A 21,098-nucleotide genomic window follows, 5' to 3' on the forward strand; every position below is an offset into this window, starting at 1 on the left:
GGTTCGTCCGCTGAGGCGATTTCGTCGTGGCGAGCGAGCAAAGGCGGTGCAGGCGTGGTCTTCCCAATACGTGCCCGTCATGCAGCAGCGCGGCGGCAGACTCATCCCAGCAGCAATGGAGAATAGCCATGCCCACTCAACTCAAGCATCTCAGCGGCGAAGACGTACCCAAAGCCTGGCGCCCGACCTGGGCGGTGTGCTGGGTCGTCGAGTTGGACGGCACCATCGTCGGCGGCCCCTATGCCAGCGAGCAGGAGGCCCGGGCGGTGGCGGACGGCGAGCAGGAACCGCGTATCTCGCAGACCCCGGCGCCCTGAGCGGGCGCCGCCGGGCTTGCTTGCGCAGATGCCAGGTTGCGCCTGCGCATGGTCATCTGCGCGACTGTTCCAGGCAGTGCTGTGGGCACGGGGCCTGGTAGGCGGCAGCCGGTGGCGGAGGTGCAACGAGCTGGTCGACCAATTGCAGCGACTTGTCGAATGACGGATAGCCGCTACGCGCGACATCCAGCTGGCCGTAAGCCTGCCGGTAGCGCGCCGCTTTTTGCTGATCGGCCTCGCTGAGCAGATAGGGCTCCTGGTAGATCTTGTAGAGCAGCGCGACCGCATGTGGATGGCCTTTCTGCTTGGCCTTTTCCAGTAGCTGCAGCACCTCCGAAGGCTCCGGTCCCTGGCGGATGAGCAGCACGGCCTGATAGAACTCCGTCTCGCCGCGCCGATCCAGCTTTGCACTGCGACCGAGCAGGGCCTGCGCCAGCTCGTAGCCGTCTTCGTCACCGACCGAGATCAGGATCTTCGCCTGCATCAGGTCGTTCTGGTAAAGCAGGCGCTCGGCTCGACAGCTGTCGCTCCAGGAGCGATCGCAGGATTGGCTGGCGCAGCCGCCGAGGGTCAACAGCAGGCCGAACAGCAATGCCTTTTTCATGGCTGACTCGTTTCTCCATTTTTCTTTTGGCCAGTATGAGCCGTGGCAGCTTCGATCCGCCAGTGGTGCTTACGTTCGCTCAATAGTGCGGGCAGGGGGCGCTCATCTCATGCAGGCCGTAGCGTCTGAGCAGCGTCTGCCAGCGGGCACTGTATGGCAGGTCGGCAATCAGCTGCTGCATGAATTGCTTGGCCTCGGCGGGCAGGCTACCGGTCATCAGCAGATGGCGGTCGAAGACATACAGCGGGGCGGGCGAAACGTGCAGCGGCGCGTCGGGTATCTCGGTCAGGCTGTAGAACAGGCGGGCGGAGCGGGCTATCAGTACGACATCGACGCGCTTGGCCAGCAGTTTGTTCAGGTTCTGCAGGTCGTTGTGGACGTCCTCGCGCTGGATCAGGCCCTTGTCGATATCGCCCTGCAGGTTGTTATAGCGGTATCCGAGAATGCCGCCCACGCGCATGCCATGCAGCGAGTCTGGTCCTTCATAGTCGACGCGGTCAGCGCGGCGGGAAACCACGTCCTCGATGTCGCACAGCAACGGGTGCGTCCAGCTGGCTCTGGCTGTCAGGCGTTGCGGAAAGAATTCGGGTGAAGCCCACAGCAGCACGCCTGGCTCGTTGGCGGCAAGCCGGGCATCGAGTCGCTTTCGCGGCAGCTGACTCAGCTGGAAGTCATAGCGACCCTGATTGGTCGGATGCTCGTTGAGCAGTTGCACCAGCGCTTCGGAAAGCCCCTGAGTTTGCTCCGAAGCGAAGGGCGGGGAAGGTTGATAGTTCCATACGGCGACTGGTTCGGCCGCCAGGGCATGCAGCGCGAACCAGGACAAGGGCAAGAGCAGGAGTTTCCGCATCGCGATCCCATGGCTGGTGAGGCCGTCTTGGCGAATTGCCGCGACCAGCCACCGCCCAAGAGTGCGTCCCTGGCGCTTGCAAGGCAAGTGCGCCCCGCCGACCGGAGCGCTCATGGCGCCAGGGCGGTGGCAGGGTCTAGAAGCGCTCATGCTCGCCGAGGTAGCGCCAGTGGCCCGCCGGCAGTTTGGCCATTGACAGCCTGCCAATGCGAATGCGCTTGATGGCGAGCACACGCAGGCCGATGGCTTCGCAGAGCAGGCGGACTTCGCCGGGCGCGGGTTCCTTGATCACCAGGCGCAGACGGTTCTCGCTCTGCCAGCTGACCTTGGCCTTGGGCAGGATCTTGCCACGGTGGCCGATGCCCTTGGCGAGCAGCGCCAGCCCGTTCTCTTCGGCTTCGCCGCTGACTTCGACGACGTACTCCTGCTCCAGTTTTTCGCGCGTGCTGGTGAGCAGGCGGATCACTTCGCGTTGCTGGCTGAAGACGGTCAGCCCGCTGGCGTCGGCGTCCAGTGGCAACAACAGGTTCTGCTGGAGCAGATGGCGCTGCAGCGCTTCATTGCGGCTGGGGTCGTCGCTCCAGTGCTCGCTGGCCTGAAGTACGCGGCGCGTACTGTCGACATCGGTGCCGATCACCAGCCCGGCCGGCTTGTGCAATAACAGGCTCACAGGCGCGATTTCCTTCGCGGTGGCTCCGGCCTGCAGCTCGACACGTTGCTCGGGTCTCACCTTGATGAAAGGCGCTTCCACCAGCTCTCCGTCGACCTTTACCCAGCCACCCTCGATATACAGCTCGGCTTCGCGCCGGGAACAGCCGAGTTGCTCGGCGAGGCGTTTGGCAAGGCGTACGGGGTCGGTCATGGTGCGCTCGGAGACGAGAAAGGGAGGGATAGAACGCGGCGAGCCATGTACAGCCGGCTCGCCGAAGGCGGTTCAGATCACTTCTTGCTGATGGTGATCTGGCGGGACGGGCCCTGGGTCTGGCCACTCACGCCGTTGGGGATGGTCTGGACTTCGCCGCCGGCCTTGATGAAAGCGGCCATTTGCGCAGCGAGGGACTGGCTGGTTTCGGTGGCGGGTTCGGGTTTGCGCTTGGCGCTGGTGGTTTTGGTGGCCATGGATCGCTTTTCCTTTAATCAGTCGAACCGGGCATTATACAGATTTGGTTAATTTTTGTTCAGGTTTTTGCTGGCCGTCATTTCTTGAAGCGTTTTTGCAACCACCCGGCGAGCCGTCTGGTCTTCAATTAGCCGCGAAACAAGTTTCCCGACATCGAATCACTACCTGAGAGGAAGACCATGCTGCGCCATGCCATTCGCACCACGCTTTGTGGTTTCGCCATCGCCGCTTCGCTGCAGGCTGTCGCCGACACTGAACGCCATTCCAGCGAGGCCGGCCCGGTAACGGTCAAGGAGATCGCCAGCGGCCTCGAGAATCCCTGGGCGCTGGCCTTCCTGCCGGACGGCAAGCGCATGCTGGTGACCGAACGGCCCGGTCGCCTGCGTGTGGTTGGCCTGGACGGCAGTCGCTCCGAGCCGCTTGCCGGCGTGCCTGAGGTCTTCGCCCGCTCCCAGGGAGGCTTGCTCGACGTGCGATTGTCGCCGGGCTTCGACAAGGATCGCCTGGTCTATCTGAGCTACGCCGAAGCGGGCGAGCAGGGCAAGGCCGGAACGGCGGTCGGTCGCGGCCGGCTGAGCGACGATGCCAGTCGGCTGGAGAACTTCGAGGTGATCTTCCGTCAGCTGCCAAAGCTCTCCACCGGAGTGCACTTCGGTTCGCGGCTGGTGTTCGACGGCAATGGACACCTCTTTATCGCGCTCGGCGAAAACAATCAGCGGCCGACCTCGCAGGACCTCGACAAGCATCAGGGCAAGGTGGTGCGCCTCGGCCTGGACGGCAGCGTGCCGGAGGACAATCCCTTCGTCGGCCAGGACGGCGTGCGGCCGGAAATATGGTCCTACGGCCATCGCAACCAGCAGGGTGGCGCACTCAATCCGTGGAGCGGCGTGCTCTGGACCCACGAACATGGTCCGCGTGGCGGTGACGAGGTAAACATTCCGCAGGCCGGCAAGAACTACGGCTGGCCGCTGGCGACTCACGGAATCAACTACAGCATGCTGCCGATCCCCGAAGCCGAGGGTGAAACGGTCGAGGGCACCGAGCCGCCGCACCACGTCTGGGAGAAATCGCCGGGCATCAGCGGGATGGCGTTCTATGATGCCGAGCGCTTCCCCGGCTGGCAGCACAGCCTGTTCATCGGCGCCCTGGTGGATCAGTCGTTGATACGCCTGCAGCTCGACGGTGATCGGGTGGTTGGTGAGGAACGTCTGCTCAAGGACCTGGGTGCGCGCATCCGCGACGTGCGCGTCGGGCCTGACGGTTACCTCTATGTGCTGACCGATGCGGCTAACGGCAAGTTGCTCCAGGTTGGGCTGGACGCTCAGTAAGCCTCCGCTGGCGGGGCTGCCGGCCCCGTCTTGCCAAGTCATATCGCGCCAATCTCCGCTGCGCACGGAGCATTCCCGCTCGTCGTCTGTCCCACTCTCATGATGGCCGCCTGCTGGCCGTCGCAGTGAATAACAAGATCGAGGGAGATAGGCCGTGGCTGTGGTCATCAGCGGAGTGTTCTGCATCATCGTCGGGCTCGCGCTCGGCATGGGGGGAGGGAAAGTCGTCAGCCTTGGCGGTACCTGGTATTTCGCCATCGTCGCGGGCGGATTTCTGCTGACCGGGGTCCTGTTGCTGATGCGCCGCCGTGCGTCGCTGTGGGTTTATGCGCTGCTGATGCTCGGGGCGCTCGGTTGGGCGCTGTACGAAGTGGGGCTGGACTGGTGGCAGCTGGCGCCGCGCGGCAGCATCATCGCACCGCTCGGGTTGTGGCTGCTGACGCCCTGGATCGCGCAGCGGCTGGGCTGGCAGCACTTCGGTTTTCGCGCCTGGGGCGGCGCTGCGCTGCCGCTGATGTTGGCAGTCGTGCTCTGGGGCGCAACGGCGGTGTATGCAATTGGGCACGACAGTCACGACATCAAAGGCATGCTGCCACCGCCCTTGGCCGAAGCGCCTGCCATGGACGATGCCGTGCCGGACGGCGACTGGCCCGCCTACGGCCGCACCCAGCAGGGCCGGCGCTACTCGCCGCTGGCGCAGATCACGCCGCACAACGTCGAACGGCTGGAGCCGGTCTGGCACTACCAGACCGGTGATCTGCGCGGTCCGGACGATCCGGATGAAACCACCTACGAAGTCACGCCGCTCAAGGTCGATGACAGCCTGTACCTGTGTACGCCGCACAACCTGGTCATCGCGCTGGATGCCGAAACCGGTGAGCAACGCTGGCGCTTCGATCCCGAGGTGCCACATTCGGTCAACCGCCAGCACCTGACCTGCCGCGGACTCTCCTACCATGCAGCACCGTCGGCAACCGCGGGCCAGGCCTGTCGGCAGCGCCTGTTCATGCCGACCGCCGATGCCAGGCTGATCGCGCTGGATGCGAAGAGCGGGGCGATCTGCCCCGGCTTCGGCAATAACGGCGCGGTGGATCTGTGGGCGAACATGCCCCACGTGAAGGAAGGCTTCTACTATTCCACTTCGCCGCCGGTGGTCGCGCGTGATCTGGTGATCGTCGGCGGGGCGGTGAATGACAACGTTCGCGCCAACGAGCCGTCCGGCGTCATCCGCGCCTACGACGTCTATACCGGCGAGCTTAAATGGAACTGGGACCCGGGCAATCCCGACGAAACGGCACCGATCGCCGCCGGGCAGACCTACAGTGCGAGTAGCCCGAACAGTTGGAGCATTTCCAGTGCGGACGAGGCGCTGGGGCTGATCTACGTACCCTTGGGTAATCAGATGCCGGATCAGTGGGGCGGGCAGCGCAGCGAGAACAGCGAGCGTTTTTCCTCCTCGATCGTCGCCCTCGATCTGGATAGCGGCCAGCTGCGCTGGGTATTCCAGGCCGTGCGCCATGATCTCTGGGACATGGACGTGCCGGCGCAGCCGAGCCTGATCGACATCCAGACCGAGGAGGGCCCGGTGCCGGCGCTGGTGGCGCCGACCAAGCAGGGCGACATCTATGTACTCGACCGCCGCACGGGCGCGCCGATCCTGCCGGTGCGCGAGGTGCCCGCGCCGCAGGGCGCGGTGGAGGGCGACTGGGTCGCCAGGACGCAGCCGGCGTCGGCGCTGTCCTACGAGCCGCCGAAACTGGAGGGCAAGGACCTGTGGGGCGCCACGCTGATCGACCAGATGATGTGCCACATCCAGTTCCACTCGCTGCGCTACGAAGGGCGTTACACGCCGCCATCGACCCAGGGCACCCTGGTGTATCCGGGCAATTTCGGGGTCTTCAACTGGGGCGGCGTAGCGGTGGACCCGGTTCGGCAGATGGTGTTCAGCACGCCGGCCTATCTGGCCTTCACCTCGAAACTGATTCCCCGTGAGGACGCCGAGACGACGTACGTGTCGGAGCAGGAGCCGTTCCTCAACGAGAACTTCGGCTCGCCCTTCGCCGTTGAGCTGAAGGCGTTCGTCTCGCCCATCGGCCTGCCATGCACCGCGCCGCCTTGGGGCTACGTGGCCGGCGCCGATCTGCGTACCGGCAAGACGCACTGGCTGCGCAAGAACGGCACGGTGCGCGACCGTTCGCCGATTCCGCTGCCGCTCAGGATGGGTGTGCCGAGCCTTGGCGGACCGATGCTCACCGCCGGTGGGGTCGCGTTCTTGAGCGGCACGCTCGACTACTACCTGCGCGCCTACGATGTCAGCACCGGCCGCGAGCTATGGAAGGCGCGTCTGCCGGCCGGTGGCCAGGCCACGCCGATGACCTACGAGAGCCGCTCGGGGCGGCAGATGGTCGTGGTGGTTGCCGGCGGGCATGGCTCGCTGGGCACCAAAGCCGGTGATTCGGTGATCGCCTATGCATTGCCACGCTAACTGGCGCTAGAATCGCCGCCTTTATATTCGGGACCGCCCACATGGCCGCAATCGGACGTTACAACAGCCTGCAGATCGTCAAGCACACCGGTTTCGGCCTCTATCTGGACGGCGGTCCGGACGGCGAAATCCTGCTGCCCAACCGTTACATTCCCAAGGATACGCCGACCGAGGTGGAAGACTGGCTGAACGTCTTCATCTACCTCGACAGCGAGGACAAACTGATCGCCACCACCGAAAAGCCGAAGGTGCAGGTCGGTGAGTTCGCCAGTCTGAAGGTGGTCGAGATCAACCGCGTCGGGCTGTTTCTCGACTGGGGTCTGCCCAAGGACCTGCTGCTTCCGCATTCGGAGGAGCGGCGGCCACTGCAGGTTGGCGACTATTGCGTGGTGTACGTCTATATCGACAAGCGCACCCGTCGCATCACCGCTACCGCGCGGCTCGATCGTCACCTGGACAAGACGCCTGCGCCCTACAAGGCCGGTGATGCGGTGGACCTGCTGATCGTCGAGGCGACCGACCTGGGTTACAAGGCGATCATCAACGGCCAGCACTGGGGACTGATCCACAAGAACGAGGTGTTCAAGTTCCTCCGTGGCGGCCTGCGCGAGCGCGGCTACATCAAGGAACTGCGCGCCGATGGCAAGATCAGTCTGAGCCTGCAGCCGCTGGGTAACGAGGCGGGCGATGCGTTGCAGGCCTTGATCCTGCAGCAACTCGAAGAGAATCAGGGCACGCTGCCGGTGAGCGACAAGAGCCCGGCCGAGGAAATCGCCCGGCGCTTCGGCGTCAGCAAGGGCAACTTCAAGAAGGCCATCGGCGGGCTGTACAAGCAGGGCCGTATCGTCATCCATCCCGATCGCATCGAACGCGCCTGAGCACAGTGGCAGTGATCGCGGGCGCTATCCTCCGCTACAGGCCCAGGTCGATCTGGGCGCTGCGGGGCTCCTGTCTGAGTGGCTGGCCGCGCGCGTCGCTGTAGCTGAGCTGCCCGTCGACCAGGCGGGCAGGCGCGGTGAAAGGGTGTGCGATCGCTGGCCTGTCGTCCTAGATGTGCAGCACCTCGATGTCGCGAAGCTTCAGCACGTCGGAAACCAGCGAGCGATGGCAGCGCCACCAGAGCACCTCGGCGCACATCATTGCCGTACGCTGTTGCGCTGCAAATTCCAGCAGGTGCTGCAGGCCACGGTCGAATTCGGCGCTTTGCAGGTGGTCGGCGTAGCCGCGAAACGACTCGTTGCGCCAGGCCCGGTTGGGCGACTCCTTGTGCGGTCGACGCCTGCCACCCAGTTCTTCCAGCCAGCAATAGCGCATCCCATGCGCAACCAGGCCTTCACGCAGGGCCGCCTGGCCAAACTGCGGCAGTCGGCGTGATCCCGGAAAGCGGCGGATGTCGGCGATGGCTTCGATGCGGTGATGCAGCAGCAGCGCGATGAACTGCTCCAGCGAGCGCGTCGAATGGCCGATGCTCCACACCGTCGAAGGCCGCGTCATGAGCACTGTTTCTCGAGCGCCGACCCCTTGTGCAATGCCAGGTGGCCGGTCTTGTCGCTCTTGATTTCGTACTGAGGCGCCTCGGGGCTCGCACGGCGCGTGCGGCCCATGAAGACAGTGTCCCGGCTATGCACGCGGACGATATGCCCCGAAACCCGCCCGACCTCTGAATTCCAGCTGACCTGGTCGCCCACCTTGAAGCGCTGGCTCATGAGGGCCTCCTTTTCTGCCTATGGATTCGTTTTTTCGACCGTCCTTCGCTGGATAAGGTCGGCTCGGCCGCTATCGGGAAAAGTATTAATTCCTCCAGCAGACAGCGACTATTCATATGCCGTTCGTCGGGGCAAAAACATAGGCATTAATACCTGACGGCACTTGTGTGGTTCAAAAAACCGTCGCCAATAAAGCGCCAAGAACACCAACTAAAGCTGTTTGACGCAATATCAGTTTGATATCTTGCCGGGTATATGTGCTGGCACTTCAATATTAGAGCTGATTATGTGGCGTTTTTTTGGCGATCAATTACTGACAGAAAGATTTTATTTATTTTTTGGGAACTATTATAAAGCCGCCATGCAAGACGATTGACCGGTTTGTTCAAGGGGTGGACGGCGGGAAATTTTCTTGTTGAACGGTTCGTTTGTTGTGAAAACGCGGCTTCCTTTCAAAGCATCGCCCACGACTTATCGACCTCCCGTCACTTTTCACTGGCTCCGCCTTTGAAGTAGTAAGTTCCGGAGAGACTCAATGTCCACCAACCTGTTTTCCGGTGCCCGCAAGGCACTCGTCGCCTCCATCGCCATGGCTGCCCTCATGGGCGGTGTAACCGTAGTAACGACGCCTCAGGCTGCAGCATCCACCAGCGTGGCAGCCGCTTCCCTGTCCGCAAAGATTAATGCCTTCACCAACTCGGATTGGCTGAACGGTATCTGGCGTACCGGTGCCGGCTTCTCGATTCCGGCCACATCGGCCAACCGGGCTGCGTTCAAGGCTGGCGCCTCGGTGAAGCTGGCTGACGGCCAGGTACGCACGATCAGTCGCGCGCAGGTTGTCGGCAGCAACATGAGCATCTTCCTCAATGGCGCCAAGCTGGACGGCAACAGAGTTGGTGCGCCGCGGACGGTCAGCACCGTCGGCACTGCTGCTACGGCCCCGGCGACGCCCTCGGCCCCGACTGCTCCCGTAACCGCTACCGCTCACGCCACCAGCATCAACGCCTTTACCAATTCCGATTGGCTCAACGGTGTATGGCGCAAGTCGCCTGGCTTCTCGATTCCGGCCAACGACGGCAACAAAGCGGCGTTCAAAGTTGGCGCTTCGGTCAAGCTTGCTGATGGCCAGATGCGCAAAGTGACCCAGGTCCATGTCGTCGGCGCCAACATGAGCGTTTATCTGGAAGGCGCCGCGGTAAATGGCAGCGTGGTCGGCGCGCCGAACAAGTTGTCGTTGGCCACCGCCTCGGCAAGTACACCGACAACCAGTTCTCCGGCTACTAGCGCCCCGACTACCGCGCTTGTGGCAACCAGCAATCTGAACAACTTCACCAATACCCATTGGCTAAATGGTGTGTTCCGCGCGGCGCCGGGCTTTTCCATCCAGGCTACCAGCGCCAACATCGCCGCTTTCAAGGCCGGCGCTTCGGTAAAGCTGGGCGACGGGCAGGTGCGCAAGATTCTTCGCGCTCAGCAGGTCGGCAGCAACATGAGCGTGTTCCTGGATGGCGCTGCCATCAATGGCACCAGTCTGGGCTATCCGAAAACCGTTTCCGTGGTTAGCCAGTCCACCGGCAGCACGCCCTCGGCACCGGCGCTGACCGAGCCACCGGCCACCGTCACGCCGACGCCTGCTCCGGCGCCCTCTGCACCCGACACCACCAATGGCAAACCGCGGCTGGTCGGCGTCAACCTGTCCGGCGCCGGCTTCGGTCCGTCGGTGGTTCCGGGCAAGCACGGCACCAACTACACCTACCCGGCGGAGTCGTACTACAAGAAGTACGCCGACCTGGGCATGCCGCTGGTTCGCCTGCCGTTCCTCTGGGAACGCATTCAGCCCAAGCTGAATTCCCCGCTGAATACTGAAGAGTTCGCGCGTCTGAAGCAGTCGCTGGACTTCGCGCACAAGCACAACGTCAAGGTGATTCTCGACCTGCACAACTACTACCGTTACTACGGCAAGCTGATCGGCTCCAAAGACGTGCCCATCAGTTCCTTCGCCGCAGTGTGGAGGCAGATCGTGCAGCAGGTGGTCGACCATCCTGCCGTCGAGGGCTACGGCCTGATGAACGAGCCGCACTCCACTAACGGGCTCTGGCCGCAAGCTGCCCTGGCCGCCGCTCAGGCAATCCGCACCGTAGACGCCCAGCGCTGGATCTACGTAGCGGGCGATCGCTGGTCGAGCGCCTTCCACTGGCCGCACTACAACACGCAGCTCGTCGCCAACCCGTGGATGCGTGATCCGAAGAACAACCTGGTTTACGAAGCGCACATGTACGTGGACAAGGATTTTTCGGGCAACTACTTCGACAAGGCCGAGAAGTTCGACCCGATGATTGGTGTCAATCGCGTCAAGCCTTTCGTCGACTGGCTCAAGAAGCACAAACTGCGCGGCTACATCGGTGAGCATGGCGTACCGGATTTCTCGCCCTCGGCCATCGTCGCGACCGATAACCTGCTGGCCTACCTGCGTCAGAACTGCATCCCGAGCACTTACTGGGCTGCCGGTCCCTGGTGGGGTGAGTACGCCATGTCGCTGGACGTGAGCAGTGGCAAGTACCGTCCGCAGCTGCCGGTTCTGCAGAAGCACGCCAAAGCTGCAAACAGCTGCACCAGTGTCGGTCCGCTGTAACCAGCGAACCAGGTAAACAGAACGGGCCTTCGGGCCCGTTTCTGCGTTCGGCCCGCCTCACTCGTGCTGCACTTCGTCGGCCCGTCGTCGTCGCTCCGTCTGCGTCTCGCCTGACCGAGCAGTCACCAGAATCGTTTCACCTGCGTTCTGCTTACTGACAGCCACCGTCCTGAAGCCCAGCGCTCATGCCTGCTGCATGCCTTGCCCAGGCACTAGGCCAGCAGCCGGCGGCGCGAACTTGCCGCGCGGCCGCAGCGCGGCATTCTCGGTAATCCGGCGTCAAAGCCTTGAACCGTCCGGCCAGTGTGATGGAACTCAGAATTTTGGGTCCGGTCACCATTTATGTGCGCACCGAAACTTGCACGGCCGCGGCAACCCCGCATCGCCGTGCTTCACGGACCGTGGTCATCCGGCCAAATCCTATGACCCAATTTAAGGTGGACAACATGACGACACCCGATGACGAGATCACAGGTTACGGCGGTCAAGCCAGGACCAGTTCCACGCAGACAGGCGGCTCGCCAGGCCAACCCTCCATGCAAACCGATGGCGCTGCCCAGATAAGCGAAGAGATGAAGAGCAAGGCCAAAGAGGCCGGTGAGCAGATCAAGAACCAGGGCAAAGCTCAACTCGACAGCTATCGAGGCAGCGCTGCCGATGAGCTGGAAAAGGTCGCCCAGAGCGCCAAGGCGGCAGCGGCCGAACTGGAGAGCCAGGATCGTGCCGGGTTGTCGCACTACGTATCGGACATGGCGCAGGGCATGGTCGACTTCGCCGACAACATGCGCAGCAAGAGCGTCGATGAGCTGGTCGGTGAAGTCAGCCGTCTGGCGCGTAACAATCCGGCGCTGTTCATCGCCGGCAGCGTTGCACTGGGCTTCGGGCTTACCCGCTTTGCCCGGGCATCGAGCCATCGCAGCGAGACCAAAGCCCGCGAACATACCACCGACTACGGCCATTCGGAGGCCGCTCGCCCCCATCCCACCTCGCCGCTGGGCGTTCCGGCCGACGTGACCGCCGAAACCTTGCCCAGTCAGGCTGAACTGGATTCGCGCATTTCCAGCGGCGTTCCGGATGCAAGCGTCGGCAGCGTCAGCAACGCAGGCATGACCTCGAGTGGCAGCACCGGCGGCGTTGGCAGCAATGGCAAAGGCACAAATGGAGGGCTCAATCGATGAACGAAAAAACCGACCTCAATTCGCCTTACGAACCACTCCATTCCGAGCAGGACAACTCCGTCGGCGGCCTGTTGCGCCAGCTGACCCGGGAAGTGCCGTCACTGTTCACCAAGGAACTGGCCCTGGCCAAGGCCGAGTTGAGCGAATCCATCCGAGCCACCAAAGCGGGCATAGCCAGCGTGGCGACCGGCGGCGCGGTACTGCTGGCTGGCTTCATCATCCTCTTGATGTCTGCCGTCTACTTCCTTGCCACGTTGATGGAGCCCTGGCTCGCGGCATTGATCGTCGGCGTGGTTGTCATGGTCATCGGTCTGATCATGGTGTCGGCTGGCAAGAAGAAGTTCGAAGCTTCTTCCTTCAAGCCCGACCGTACCATCCATTCGCTGCAAAAGGACAAAGAAGTCGTCAGGGGGCACGCATGAGTACGAATAATCAGGTGGACGTCGAAGCACGCAAGGACCCGGATACGCTGGAACGCGAAATCGACCAGCAACGCGCTGAAATCGGCAATATCGTTCACGCGCTGGAAAGCAAGCTGTCTCCGGGCCAGATGATCGACACCGCCTTGGGCTATGCCAAGGGCGGCGGCGGCGAATTCCTGCACAACCTGACCGACACGGTGAAAGCCAATCCGGTGCCGACATTATTGACCTCGATCGGCCTGGTCTGGCTGATGGCCGGCCAGAATCGGCGTCCGGACTATAGTGCCTCGGCCGGCCCGTCGATGACGGACAAGCTGGCTGCCAAGGCTTCGGGCCTCAAGCAGCAAGGCACCGGCATCAGAGATAAGGCCGCGCAGGTGCGCCAAGACACTTCCAGCACGCTGGGCAATGCCCGTGATCGGGTAAGCGACACCGGCCGGCACGCCGCCGACAGCTTGCGGCATACGGCGGACCGCGCTCGCGGCGGCTTCTCGCAGTTGCTCAACGAGCAGCCGCTGGCGCTCGGTGCCATGGGTATTGCCCTCGGTGCGCTGCTGGCTGCAACGGTGCCGCCGACCCGGCGTGAGGATGAACTGATGGGGGCGACCAGCGACGAACTGACCGACAAGCTCAGCCAGAAGGCGAAGGAGGGCTACGAGATGGCCACTGCCGAAGGCGAGCACCTCGCCGGCCAGGCCAAGCAGGACCTCAAGCGCGATCACGAACAGCCTGTCTCGCGACCGCATTAGGCCCTGTCGCACGAAACCTGATCGCGGATAACGCGATCGGGCTTGAGTCCGCCTGCAGAACCTCCGATAATCCGCGGCCTGGCGCCGGTGTAGCTCAGTAGGTAGAGCAGCGCATTCGTAATGCGAAGGTCGCAGGTTCGACTCCTGTCTCCGGCACCAATGAAATCAAAGGGTTAGCTTCGGCTAGCCCTTTTGTTTTTGGGGCGGTGTCCGCGAAATTTTCCCTTTCTCGTCCACTAGCGGATCGCTTGGCCGGCGCAGCGCTGGAGGCTGTCGGTTTTCGCCTGGTCGTCGCTAACTACTGCATCCGTATTTGCCTGGACCACTCACGCTCATCGTCGTCGACAACGTCGAAAGGAGTGCGGTGGATCCGTTGCAGATAGGGCGATCGTACCGAAGACGGTCGAAATAGTTCGTAGAGCGGTGGTATGGCGAAGTGGATGCTCGAGAAAAGGATTGCGACTGGTATTAGGGGCCAGGCTGGATAATAATCACTCGCATTAAATGCGGTTTCGTTGACCATGCCTGATACCACCGCCCCCGGCACGCGTCTGCTGGCCGTCGAAGACGATCCGGTCTTTGCAAGTCATCTGATCGACCATCTGCAGGCTACAGGCTATTCCGTGAGCCATTGCGAAGATGGCGAGGACGGCTTGCGCCGCGCGCAAGCGGAAGACTTCGATCTGATCCTCATGGACATCATGTTGCCTGGCACCAGCGGACTGGAGATCCTCCAGCAATTGCGCCGCTGCCGTGGGGTGCCGGTCATCCTGATGTCCGCCCTTGGCAACGAGCAGGATCGCATCACCGGCTTCAGCCAGGGGGCGGATGATTACCTGCCCAAACCCTTCAGCCTGCGGGAACTGAGCGTGCGTATCGAGGCGGTCTTGCGGCGGGTCGCCTTTGAGCGCTCCGGTGAGCTGTCGTCGCTGGACAATGGCCCGCTGTGCTTCGACGAGGTGCGGCGGGATGTCGGCCGGGACGGTCGCTGGGCCGGGCTGACGCCCAGCGAGTACCGTGTGCTCGTCGTACTCTGGCAACATGCCGGCAGCACGCTGAGCAAGGCGTTTCTCTACCAGCAGGCGCTGCATCGCGGCTATTCGAGCCACGACCGCAGTCTGGACATGCATGTCAGCCACGTGCGGCGCAAGTTGAAGGCGCTTGGCTGCAGTACGGTCCAGCTGGAGACGGTATGGGGCGCGGGTTATATGGTGACCCGAGGCGAGCGATGAGCCTGCCCTCGCGGCACTCGCTGTTCTGGCGACTGGCGCTGCTGCAGATCGGCTTCTGCCTGTCGATGATCTGGCTGAGCCAGTCCTGGACGCAATACGTATACGAGCGCAGTAGCTACCTGGCGGACGATTCGCGGGTGCAGCTGACGGACTACGCGGGTGAAGCCGAGCGTGCCTGGCGCAGCGGGGGGCGCCCAGGTGTGCAGCGTTGGCTGGAGCACTTCCGGCAGCGCGAGGGCCGCTGGGCCGCGGTGGTCGGTCCGGATCTGCAATCACTGAGTAGCCAAACGCTCCAGCCGGACGACTACGCACGACTGAAAATGGTGCGCGGCATCGACTGGCGCGTCAGCCGCCGAAGCGGCGACACGCCGTACCTGAGCGTTCCGTTCCCGGAGGCGCCGGATGCCGGGCAGTTGATTATGCAACTGCCCGAGCGACTGATGCCCAGCACGTCGCGATTCCTGCTGCAGGTGGTGATCAATATCGTCGTACCGGGACTGCTGGCACTGCTGCTCTGCGTATTGATCTACCGGCAGTTGATTCATCCATTGGTGCGTCTGCAGGCTCAGGCCAACGCCCTCAGGGCCGACCAGCTCGGCATGCGTTGTGCCGAGCTGATGGCGCGACGCGACGAGCTGGGCGAGCTGGCGCGGGCGCTCGATCATATGGCCGAACGCCTGCAGAGCGCCGTGAGCTTTCAGCGTCAGCTGTTACGCGATCTGTCCCACGAATTGCGTGCGCCGCTCAGTCGCCTACGCGCCGCGGCCGAGCGAGAACCCACAACTGGCCCCTTGAGCCAGCGGGTGACGCGGGAAGCGCAAGGCATGGAGCAGTTGATCGGCGGAATTCTCGAGTTAGTCTGGCTGGATACCGAACGTCCCTCGCTACCGCGCGAGGAGGTCGATGTGGCGGCACTATGGGACGTGCTGCGCGACAACGCCTGTTTCGAGTCGGGCTGGCACCCTGCGCGGCTGCCATGCCAACTGCCGGAAGGCTGTCGGGTTAGTGCTCATCTCAATGGCTTCGCCCAGGCCATGGAGAACCTCCTGCGCAACGCTATCCGGCATTCGCCGGTTGCGGGCTGCGTGTGCCTGGGCGGACGTCTCGATGGCGACAAGTGGCACCTGTGGATCGAAGACAGCGGCCCTGGGGTGCCCGATGACCAACTCGAGCTGATCTTTCGCCCGTTCACCCGGCTGAACGCCGCGCGTCCGGGTGGCGACGGCTTCGGCCTCGGGCTGGCCATTGCCCGGCGCATGGTCCAGCTGCAGGGCGGCGAGCTGTGGGCGGAAAACCTCGACCCGGGGCTACGCCTGCACTTGACCTTGCCAGCCGCATAGTTCGCAGCTGATCGAGTCGAACGGAGCAGCATTCCTGCCGGTACGCCGACCCGCGGCTGCCGCAATGGCTGTCGAGGGCATGGCCGTCCAAGCGCGTGTCTGGGCCAAGCAGCTGCCCAGAGTTGGCGAATCGTGCCACGCGCTCTGCGTCAGGGCTCGGGCTGTCTCCGCTCAGCGCTTCGCTTGCTGGTCATGGCGCACGATAAGCGCCGTTTCCGGCCAGCACGGACCCGCCGACCCTGGCCTGTTCCGCCTCATGCAACTGCTTGGCCAGCGCCTCGGAAAAGCCCTGTACGGCAGACCAGCGTAGATGGATGGCGTCGACGAAAGCGGCTGGCGGGGCGACCCATTCGCGATCGGCATTCCAGTACTGCGCCCCGGCATTACCGGCGATGGCGTCGGTCAGCTTGGCGTCGAAGCGGGCGAGAAAGCTGCCGTCGCCATCGACCTCGGCCTTCCACTGCGGATGCAGCGGCGTGGAAACCAGCAGCAGTTGCCGTTGCTCCTGTTGCAGGCGATTCGAAAGCCTGCTCAACGCGGCGAAACAGCTGTCGTCCAGCGAGTCCGGCTTGCCATAGAACAGGCCCCGGTCTGCCTGCGGTTCCAGCGGTCCGTCGCCATGACGGGTGAATACCAGCGGATCCCATTCGATCTCGTTGGCACGCTGCGCTTTGACCGTCCGTGCGTTGCGCAGCAGCGAGCGTGGCGAGAAGTAACGCATGTAGTAACCCCAGCGAGAGGCCTGCTGGTAGACGTAGCGGTCGACATCCTCACGGTCGAAGACTGCATCCGGCTCCTTCCAGCAACCGGCGAAGTCCTGCGGATCGACGATCATTACCACCTGGCGAATGGTCGGCTCGCGGTCCAGCAGCCAGTCGGCGACATAGCCCGCCTGGTTGGCGTGCAGCCCGCAGAACGCGCCATTGAGCGGGCGCAATCCGGGCGTCTGCTCGACCAGCACGTCGCCATCGACGTGGCGCCAGGCCACCGAGGAACCCACGATCAACAGGTTCGGTCGATCGATCGGATTGTGCCGCAGGAAATGCAGCTTTTCGTCCACGCACAGGCTGTTGGCGAAGGCCGGCGGCGGCAGGTTGTCAGTGTGGTTGAGCCAGGCGAGCACGCCTGCGAAGCCGCCGAGCATCCCGAACAGCCCGGCGAACATACCCAGCAGGTATCCGGCTCGTACCCGCCGTTGGTCTGCCTCGGCCCGGTCGACAGCGTCGCCCGGGCATGTATCGACGGTTCTGTTCATGATTCAACGTCCTCCGAGCTTGGTCTGGATCAACTGGACGAAGTGGCCGACATTCTTCAGTGATTCGAGTTCGGCAGTGCGGAACTTGATACCGAAGCGTTGTTCGGCAGCCACGATCAGCAGTACATGGGTCTGGCTATCCCAGCCATCGATGTAGTCGGCTGTGGTTTCCGGCGTGAGGACGATATCGTCATCGTCGAACACATCGTGGAAGACCTGGGTCAGCGCCTGGAGAATTTCCATTTCATTCATGCTTGCACCTGGATGTGATGATTGATGGGAGCGCGCGAGGCCAGCTCGTAGCGCCAGAAACTTGCATCGGTGGTGGCGTTGGCAGGGGCGGGGCGCAGCTCGAAGCCGAGCCGCGGATAGTGTTCGGCGACCATGCCGTTGCGTTCGGTGCAGCGGTATTCGCCGACCAGTGCGCGCCAACCGGCTGCCTCCGCGGCGTTGGCCAGTACATCGAGCACGGCGGCCTCGACCTGGCGACCGAGCACGCGACAGCTCATCAGCCAGCTGTCGATGAGCAGTTCGTCCGCCGCGATGGCTGCATCCGGTCGCGCCAGCACTACGCTGATCAGCCCGTTGTCGCCGAACTTGTCTGCCAGTCGCAGGGCCAGCGCGATCGTTTGCGGGTCGCTGGCCATGCGCTCGACCTCGGCCTCGGTGTAGCGGCGGGTGGTGAGGTTGAACTGGTTGGTCTTGTTGATCAGCTGTGTGGCACGGGCCAGTTCGGCCGGACCGATGCGCGTGACGCGCAGAACCATCTGCAGCCCGCGCAGGTAGCCTTCCATGTCGGTGGCCTGGCTCAGGGCAGCCTTGCGTTCGGCGTTCAAGGCATAGCTGCGACCGCGCTCGGCGTCGTCGGTGGTGAAGGACACCGCTTCGAAATAGCCGGCCGCGGCGATGCAGGCGGGATAGTCGGCCACGTCTTCGGGCAGTTCCGGAACGGCTACCTCCGGCAACTCGCGGCGAACGATGTCGCGCTCGGCCGGGTTGTCGTCAACGAACACCAGGCTGTCGAGGCCGATATCCAGCATCGAGGCGATGCGCCGCAGGTTGCCGGCCTTGTCTTCCCAGTTGGCGATGAAGGCTGCGATATCGCTGCGCTTTATCGCCATCTCCGGGTGCGTGAATGCCGCTTCGGCCACCTGTAGATCATTCTTGCTGCATACCGCCAGGATCACCCCGCGTCGTGCCAGCTGGGTGGCGTAGCGTTGCAGGGCCAGGAAGGCCTCGCCACTGGCGCTGCCCTGGCCGAGCTGGATGCCGGTGATGCCGTCATCGCCGATCACGCCGCCCCACAGGGTGTTGTCCAGATCCAGCACCAGGCACTTGCGTGACAGCCCCGCGATGGCGGCGGCAACCCGGGCCAACTGGTCACCATAGAGCGGCGCCACCGTCGGGCTGATCAGCTGCTTGGCCTGGTGCCAGCGCACCGGGTCGGCCAGGCCATTGCCGTACGCGGCAGCCTGCCAGGCGAGGTCGAGCAGCAGCACGCCGTCCTCGCGAGCGGCGTTGCGGATGGCCGCGTTCAGGCGCTCTATCAGTGCCCTGGGCGAGGCAGGCAGCAATGCCTCATATGAGCCGAACAGCGGTGGGTCGGCTGGCACAAGTGTCTGCTGCACGACTTGCGCGGCATAGCGCTCGCGGGCCCGGCGCCAGAGCAGGCGCAACTCCTCGATACGCTCATCGATAGCGGTATCCACCTGCTCCTGCGACGCCTGCAGGGGTAGCTGCAGCGGCGCGTCGCGCGCATCCAGTGCCAGCACTATCAGTTGAGGTGCGAAGGCGCTCAGTGCCGGATCGTCGGCCAACAAAGCCTGGCGGTACATGCCGTAAGGTGCCGCGTGCAGTGACAGCGCCATGCGGCGCTGCAGCCCGGCGACGCGAATGGCGGGCAGCAGGTGGTCGACCGTATGCGAGGCCAGCAGCGCCACGCGCAGGGGAGTCAGCCGCGCTGCCGCGGCATGCTCCTCGATTCCCGCGGCGGCCAACTTGTCCAGCCGTGCGGTCAGGGTGAAATCCCGTTGAAAGGCGGCCAGCCGGACGGCTTCGAGCAGCCGCTGCAGCGGGTCTTCGATGCGTTTGGCTTGGCTGATCGCGCCGGAGAGGTCCGGATGCGAAGCAAGCCAGGTGAGCTGTTGCATGCCTGGAACTCCTTTTCGTGGTCAGAACTGGAAGTAGAGAAACTCGGTGGGCGCCATGGAAAAGGCGATCGCCAGGGCGAAGAAGCCGAGTACGCCGACCGCCATGCCGTGGATCGCCGTCGGACGCCAGGCGCTGATCGGCAGTAGCCGTTCAGTCCAGTGCAGCTGGGCCTGGTAGTTGAGTGCGGTGCGGAAGTGGCCCATCCACTGCTGTACGTTCGGCATGCCCCAGACAAACACCAGTAGCGCGGCGATGTAGACGAAATCGGAGCGATCCATCGCCGTGCTGGTCGGACTCAGGCCGAGCATGCCGCCGAGGATCGCCAGGGCCGCCGATACGTCGCTGGCACGGAAGAACACCATCGCCACGACCACGCAGCCAAAGGTCAGGGCGATAGCCGCTGCCTTGTGCCACCACAGGTCGCTATCCAGCTTCCAGCCCTGGCGCACCTTCCAGGCACGCCAGCCGTGAGCCACCACCAGATACAGGCCATGCAGCAGGCCGAACGCGACGAACTGCCAGCCCGCTCCATGCCAGACGCCGGAGATGAACATGGTGAACACGGTGGGGTAGGCGACCAGGGCGAAGAAGGTGCCGACTGTCATCTTGCCGCGTCGCGGCTGCGGTTTGCCGGCGGCCATGCGCGCACGGGTCACGCGCAGCACGATGGGGTTATAGATGTAGGCCGTGAGAAAGCGTGTCAGCGTCATGTGCCAGCGCGACCAGTAGTCGATGACATTGCGCGCCTTGAACGGACTGTTGAAATTGGCCGGCAGGCTGATGCCGAACAGCAGCGCGAGGCCGATGGCCATGTCGCTGTAGCCGGAGAAGTCGAAGTAGATCTGCAGGGTGTAGGTCAGCGCGCCGGTCCAGGCGTCGTAGAACGCCGGGATTGTGCCGTCGGCGGCCAGGTTGAACACCGGCGTGGCTTTCAGCGCGAGGGTGTCGGCGATCACCACTTTCTTGAACAGCCCGAGCAGGAAGACCGTCGCGCCCAGCGACAGGTTGTCGATGCGCGCGCGGAAGCTGCCGCGGTCGTTGAACTGCGCGAGCATCTCGCCGTGATGCGTGATCGGCCCGGCGATCAGTTGCGGAAAGAAGCTGATGAACAGGCAGTAGTTGGCGAAATCGTGCTCCTCCACCACGCCGTCATGGGCATCGACCAGATAGGCGATCTGCTGGAAGGTGAAGAAGGAGATCGCCAGCGGCAGGATGATGTCTTCCACTCGCCAGCCGAGATCCAGCGCCGCATCCAGGGTGCCGAGCAGGAAACCGGTGTACTTGTAGTAGACGAGTAGCAGCACGTTCGCCGCGACCGCCAGGCCCAGCACCAGGCGCGACGGATGCTGGCGCAGATAGCCACCGAGCAGGTAGTTGACCAGCATGCTGGCGACCAGCAACGGTACATAGACCGGGTTCCACCAGCCGTAGAACACCAGCGAGACGATGGTCAGCCAGATCACCGCGAGTCGTTGACGACCCGATCCGGTCAGCACGAAAAAGCCGATCAGCACCACCGGAAGAAAACCGGCGATGAATTCCACTGAATTGAAAAGCATCTTCCCTTATTCCCTGCTCAGCGCACGTTCATCGCTGCCCAGGCCGCCTGCGAGGCGGGGCGATCCATCCTGTTCGGCCACCGTTTACTGCAGTCGCCCTACCGGCATCCTTCATCGCCGGCATCGCGCCATCCTCGGCCCCTTGCGGATGCTCGCTTGGAATGCGGTCT

19 protein-coding genes, 1 tRNA gene and 1 pseudogene are annotated in these 21,098 nt (G+C 63.5%); 11 read left to right on the forward strand and 10 right to left on the reverse strand.

Annotated features, from left to right (window positions below; all coding sequences use genetic code 11):
* Positions 1–128: 128 nt before the first annotated feature.
* On the forward strand, positions 129–317 hold the full coding sequence (locus B597_RS44265) for a hypothetical protein (RefSeq protein WP_003295699.1): 189 nt from the start codon (positions 129–131) through the stop codon (positions 315–317).
* 52 nt (positions 318–369) lie between these two features.
* Here the strand turns inward: B597_RS44265 and B597_RS44270 are convergent, their stop codons facing one another.
* The 4 genes from B597_RS44270 to B597_RS44285 all read right to left on the reverse strand — a co-directional run bounded on the left by B597_RS44270 (position 370) and on the right by B597_RS44285 (position 2,890).
* On the reverse strand, positions 370–921 hold the full coding sequence (locus B597_RS44270) for a hypothetical protein (RefSeq protein ID WP_003295697.1): 552 nt from the start codon (positions 919–921) through the stop codon (positions 370–372).
* A gap of 79 nt (positions 922–1,000) precedes the next feature.
* On the reverse strand, positions 1,001–1,771 hold the full coding sequence (locus tag B597_RS44275; RefSeq protein WP_003295696.1) for a type 2 periplasmic-binding domain-containing protein: 771 nt from the start codon (positions 1,769–1,771) through the stop codon (positions 1,001–1,003).
* Between the two features lie 136 nt (positions 1,772–1,907).
* Positions 1,908–2,633 (reverse strand): RNA pseudouridine synthase, encoded by a 726-nt coding sequence (locus B597_RS44280; protein ID WP_003295694.1) that lies wholly within the window; start codon positions 2,631–2,633, stop codon positions 1,908–1,910.
* Positions 2,634–2,710: 77 nt separating this feature from the next.
* On the reverse strand, positions 2,711–2,890 hold the full coding sequence (locus B597_RS44285) for a hypothetical protein (protein WP_003295693.1): 180 nt from the start codon (positions 2,888–2,890) through the stop codon (positions 2,711–2,713).
* A gap of 180 nt (positions 2,891–3,070) precedes the next feature.
* On the opposite strand from B597_RS44285, the gene B597_RS44290 reads away from it, so the two are divergent.
* The 3 genes from B597_RS44290 to B597_RS44300 all read left to right on the forward strand — a co-directional run bounded on the left by B597_RS44290 (position 3,071) and on the right by B597_RS44300 (position 7,582).
* Positions 3,071–4,219, forward strand: coding sequence for a PQQ-dependent sugar dehydrogenase (locus tag B597_RS44290; protein ID WP_003295692.1), 1,149 nt, complete (start codon positions 3,071–3,073; stop codon positions 4,217–4,219).
* A 154-nt stretch (positions 4,220–4,373) separates the two neighbouring features.
* Positions 4,374–6,704: a glucose/quinate/shikimate family membrane-bound PQQ-dependent dehydrogenase gene (locus B597_RS44295; RefSeq protein WP_024162504.1), complete on the forward strand. Its 2,331-nt coding sequence runs from the start codon at positions 4,374–4,376 to the stop codon at positions 6,702–6,704.
* Positions 6,705–6,745: 41 nt separating this feature from the next.
* Positions 6,746–7,582, forward strand: a complete 837-nt coding sequence (locus B597_RS44300; RefSeq protein ID WP_003295691.1) for a CvfB family protein — start codon at positions 6,746–6,748, stop codon at positions 7,580–7,582.
* 34 nt (positions 7,583–7,616) lie between these two features.
* On the opposite strand, the pseudogene B597_RS44305 reads toward B597_RS44300, so the two are convergent.
* Both B597_RS44305 and B597_RS44310 read right to left on the reverse strand, forming a co-directional pair.
* Positions 7,617–8,198 (reverse strand): annotated as a pseudogene (locus B597_RS44305) (DUF488 family protein).
* Positions 8,195–8,410 carry a hypervirulence associated TUDOR domain-containing protein gene (locus B597_RS44310; RefSeq protein ID WP_003295687.1) on the reverse strand — a complete coding sequence of 72 codons (216 nt, stop codon included), beginning with the start codon at positions 8,408–8,410 and terminating at the stop codon, positions 8,195–8,197. The pseudogene B597_RS44305 and the gene B597_RS44310 overlap by 4 nt, the downstream one beginning before the upstream one ends.
* A gap of 535 nt (positions 8,411–8,945) precedes the next feature.
* Between B597_RS44310 and B597_RS44315 the strand changes: the two genes are divergently transcribed.
* The 7 genes from B597_RS44315 (at position 8,946) to B597_RS44345 (ending at position 15,963) form a co-directional block, all read left to right on the forward strand.
* Positions 8,946–11,042, forward strand: a complete 2,097-nt coding sequence (locus tag B597_RS44315) for a glycoside hydrolase family 5 protein (RefSeq protein ID WP_003295685.1) — start codon at positions 8,946–8,948, stop codon at positions 11,040–11,042.
* A 446-nt stretch (positions 11,043–11,488) separates the two neighbouring features.
* Positions 11,489–12,220, forward strand: coding sequence for a hypothetical protein (locus B597_RS44320; RefSeq protein WP_024162505.1), 732 nt, complete (start codon positions 11,489–11,491; stop codon positions 12,218–12,220).
* Positions 12,217–12,642 carry a phage holin family protein gene (locus B597_RS44325; RefSeq protein WP_003295682.1) on the forward strand — a complete coding sequence of 142 codons (426 nt, stop codon included), beginning with the start codon at positions 12,217–12,219 and terminating at the stop codon, positions 12,640–12,642. Before B597_RS44320 ends, B597_RS44325 begins: the two co-directional genes overlap by 4 nt.
* Complete coding sequence (locus tag B597_RS44330) at positions 12,639–13,391, forward strand: DUF3618 domain-containing protein (protein ID WP_003295680.1); 753 nt, start codon at positions 12,639–12,641, stop codon at positions 13,389–13,391. Before B597_RS44325 ends, B597_RS44330 begins: the two co-directional genes overlap by 4 nt.
* 83 nt (positions 13,392–13,474) lie before the next feature.
* A tRNA-Thr gene (locus B597_RS44335) sits at positions 13,475–13,550 on the forward strand.
* A 362-nt stretch (positions 13,551–13,912) separates the two neighbouring features.
* Positions 13,913–14,623 carry a response regulator transcription factor gene (locus B597_RS44340; protein ID WP_024162506.1) on the forward strand — a complete coding sequence of 237 codons (711 nt, stop codon included), beginning with the start codon at positions 13,913–13,915 and terminating at the stop codon, positions 14,621–14,623.
* A complete protein-coding gene (locus B597_RS44345; protein ID WP_003295679.1) occupies positions 14,620–15,963 on the forward strand; it encodes a HAMP domain-containing sensor histidine kinase in 1,344 nt (447 codons plus the stop codon). Before B597_RS44340 ends, B597_RS44345 begins: the two co-directional genes overlap by 4 nt.
* Before the next feature lie 190 nt (positions 15,964–16,153).
* On the opposite strand, the gene B597_RS44350 is transcribed toward B597_RS44345, so the two are convergent.
* Genes B597_RS44350 through B597_RS44365 form a run of 4 tightly spaced genes read right to left on the reverse strand, consistent with a single transcriptional unit; the run spans position 16,154 to position 20,928 of the window.
* Positions 16,154–17,218, reverse strand: coding sequence for a hypothetical protein (locus B597_RS44350; protein WP_003295678.1), 1,065 nt, complete (start codon positions 17,216–17,218; stop codon positions 16,154–16,156).
* A gap of 3 nt (positions 17,219–17,221) precedes the next feature.
* Positions 17,222–17,470, reverse strand: a complete 249-nt coding sequence (locus B597_RS44355) for an acyl carrier protein (RefSeq protein WP_003295677.1) — start codon at positions 17,468–17,470, stop codon at positions 17,222–17,224.
* Entirely contained in the window at positions 17,467–19,368 is a 1,902-nt protein-coding gene (locus B597_RS44360; RefSeq protein WP_003295675.1) for an HAD-IIIC family phosphatase, read from the reverse strand. Before B597_RS44360 ends, B597_RS44355 begins: the two co-directional genes overlap by 4 nt.
* A 21-nt stretch (positions 19,369–19,389) precedes the next feature.
* Positions 19,390–20,928, reverse strand: a complete 1,539-nt coding sequence (locus tag B597_RS44365) for an MBOAT family O-acyltransferase (RefSeq protein ID WP_003295673.1) — start codon at positions 20,926–20,928, stop codon at positions 19,390–19,392.
* Positions 20,929–21,098: the final 170 nt, after the last annotated feature.

It is taken from the genome of Stutzerimonas stutzeri KOS6, assembly GCF_000307775.2.
GTDB classification, from domain to species: domain Bacteria; phylum Pseudomonadota; class Gammaproteobacteria; order Pseudomonadales; family Pseudomonadaceae; genus Stutzerimonas; species Stutzerimonas stutzeri_B.

Excerpts from the sequence above, each read along its gene's own strand:
- B597_RS44265 (WP_003295699.1), top strand. The coding sequence starts at position 129 with ATGCCCACTCAACTCAAGCATCTCAGCGGCGAAGACGTACCCAAAGCC.
- B597_RS44270 (WP_003295697.1), bottom strand. The coding sequence starts at position 921 with ATGAAAAAGGCATTGCTGTTCGGCCTGCTGTTGACCCTCGGCGGCTGC.
- B597_RS44275 (WP_003295696.1), bottom strand. The coding sequence starts at position 1,771 with ATGCGGAAACTCCTGCTCTTGCCCTTGTCCTGGTTCGCGCTGCATGCC.
- B597_RS44280 (WP_003295694.1), bottom strand. The coding sequence starts at position 2,633 with ATGACCGACCCCGTACGCCTTGCCAAACGCCTCGCCGAGCAACTCGGC.
- B597_RS44285 (WP_003295693.1), bottom strand. The coding sequence starts at position 2,890 with ATGGCCACCAAAACCACCAGCGCCAAGCGCAAACCCGAACCCGCCACC.
- B597_RS44290 (WP_003295692.1), top strand. The coding sequence starts at position 3,071 with ATGCTGCGCCATGCCATTCGCACCACGCTTTGTGGTTTCGCCATCGCC.
- B597_RS44300 (WP_003295691.1), top strand. The coding sequence starts at position 6,746 with ATGGCCGCAATCGGACGTTACAACAGCCTGCAGATCGTCAAGCACACC.
- B597_RS44310 (WP_003295687.1), bottom strand. The coding sequence starts at position 8,410 with ATGAGCCAGCGCTTCAAGGTGGGCGACCAGGTCAGCTGGAATTCAGAG.
- B597_RS44315 (WP_003295685.1), top strand. The coding sequence starts at position 8,946 with ATGTCCACCAACCTGTTTTCCGGTGCCCGCAAGGCACTCGTCGCCTCC.
- B597_RS44320 (WP_024162505.1), top strand. The coding sequence starts at position 11,489 with ATGACGACACCCGATGACGAGATCACAGGTTACGGCGGTCAAGCCAGG.
- B597_RS44325 (WP_003295682.1), top strand. The coding sequence starts at position 12,217 with ATGAACGAAAAAACCGACCTCAATTCGCCTTACGAACCACTCCATTCC.
- B597_RS44330 (WP_003295680.1), top strand. The coding sequence starts at position 12,639 with ATGAGTACGAATAATCAGGTGGACGTCGAAGCACGCAAGGACCCGGAT.
- B597_RS44340 (WP_024162506.1), top strand. The coding sequence starts at position 13,913 with ATGCCTGATACCACCGCCCCCGGCACGCGTCTGCTGGCCGTCGAAGAC.
- B597_RS44345 (WP_003295679.1), top strand. The coding sequence starts at position 14,620 with ATGAGCCTGCCCTCGCGGCACTCGCTGTTCTGGCGACTGGCGCTGCTG.
- B597_RS44350 (WP_003295678.1), bottom strand. The coding sequence starts at position 17,218 with ATGAACAGAACCGTCGATACATGCCCGGGCGACGCTGTCGACCGGGCC.
- B597_RS44355 (WP_003295677.1), bottom strand. The coding sequence starts at position 17,470 with ATGAATGAAATGGAAATTCTCCAGGCGCTGACCCAGGTCTTCCACGAT.
- B597_RS44360 (WP_003295675.1), bottom strand. The coding sequence starts at position 19,368 with ATGCAACAGCTCACCTGGCTTGCTTCGCATCCGGACCTCTCCGGCGCG.
- B597_RS44365 (WP_003295673.1), bottom strand. The coding sequence starts at position 20,928 with ATGCTTTTCAATTCAGTGGAATTCATCGCCGGTTTTCTTCCGGTGGTG.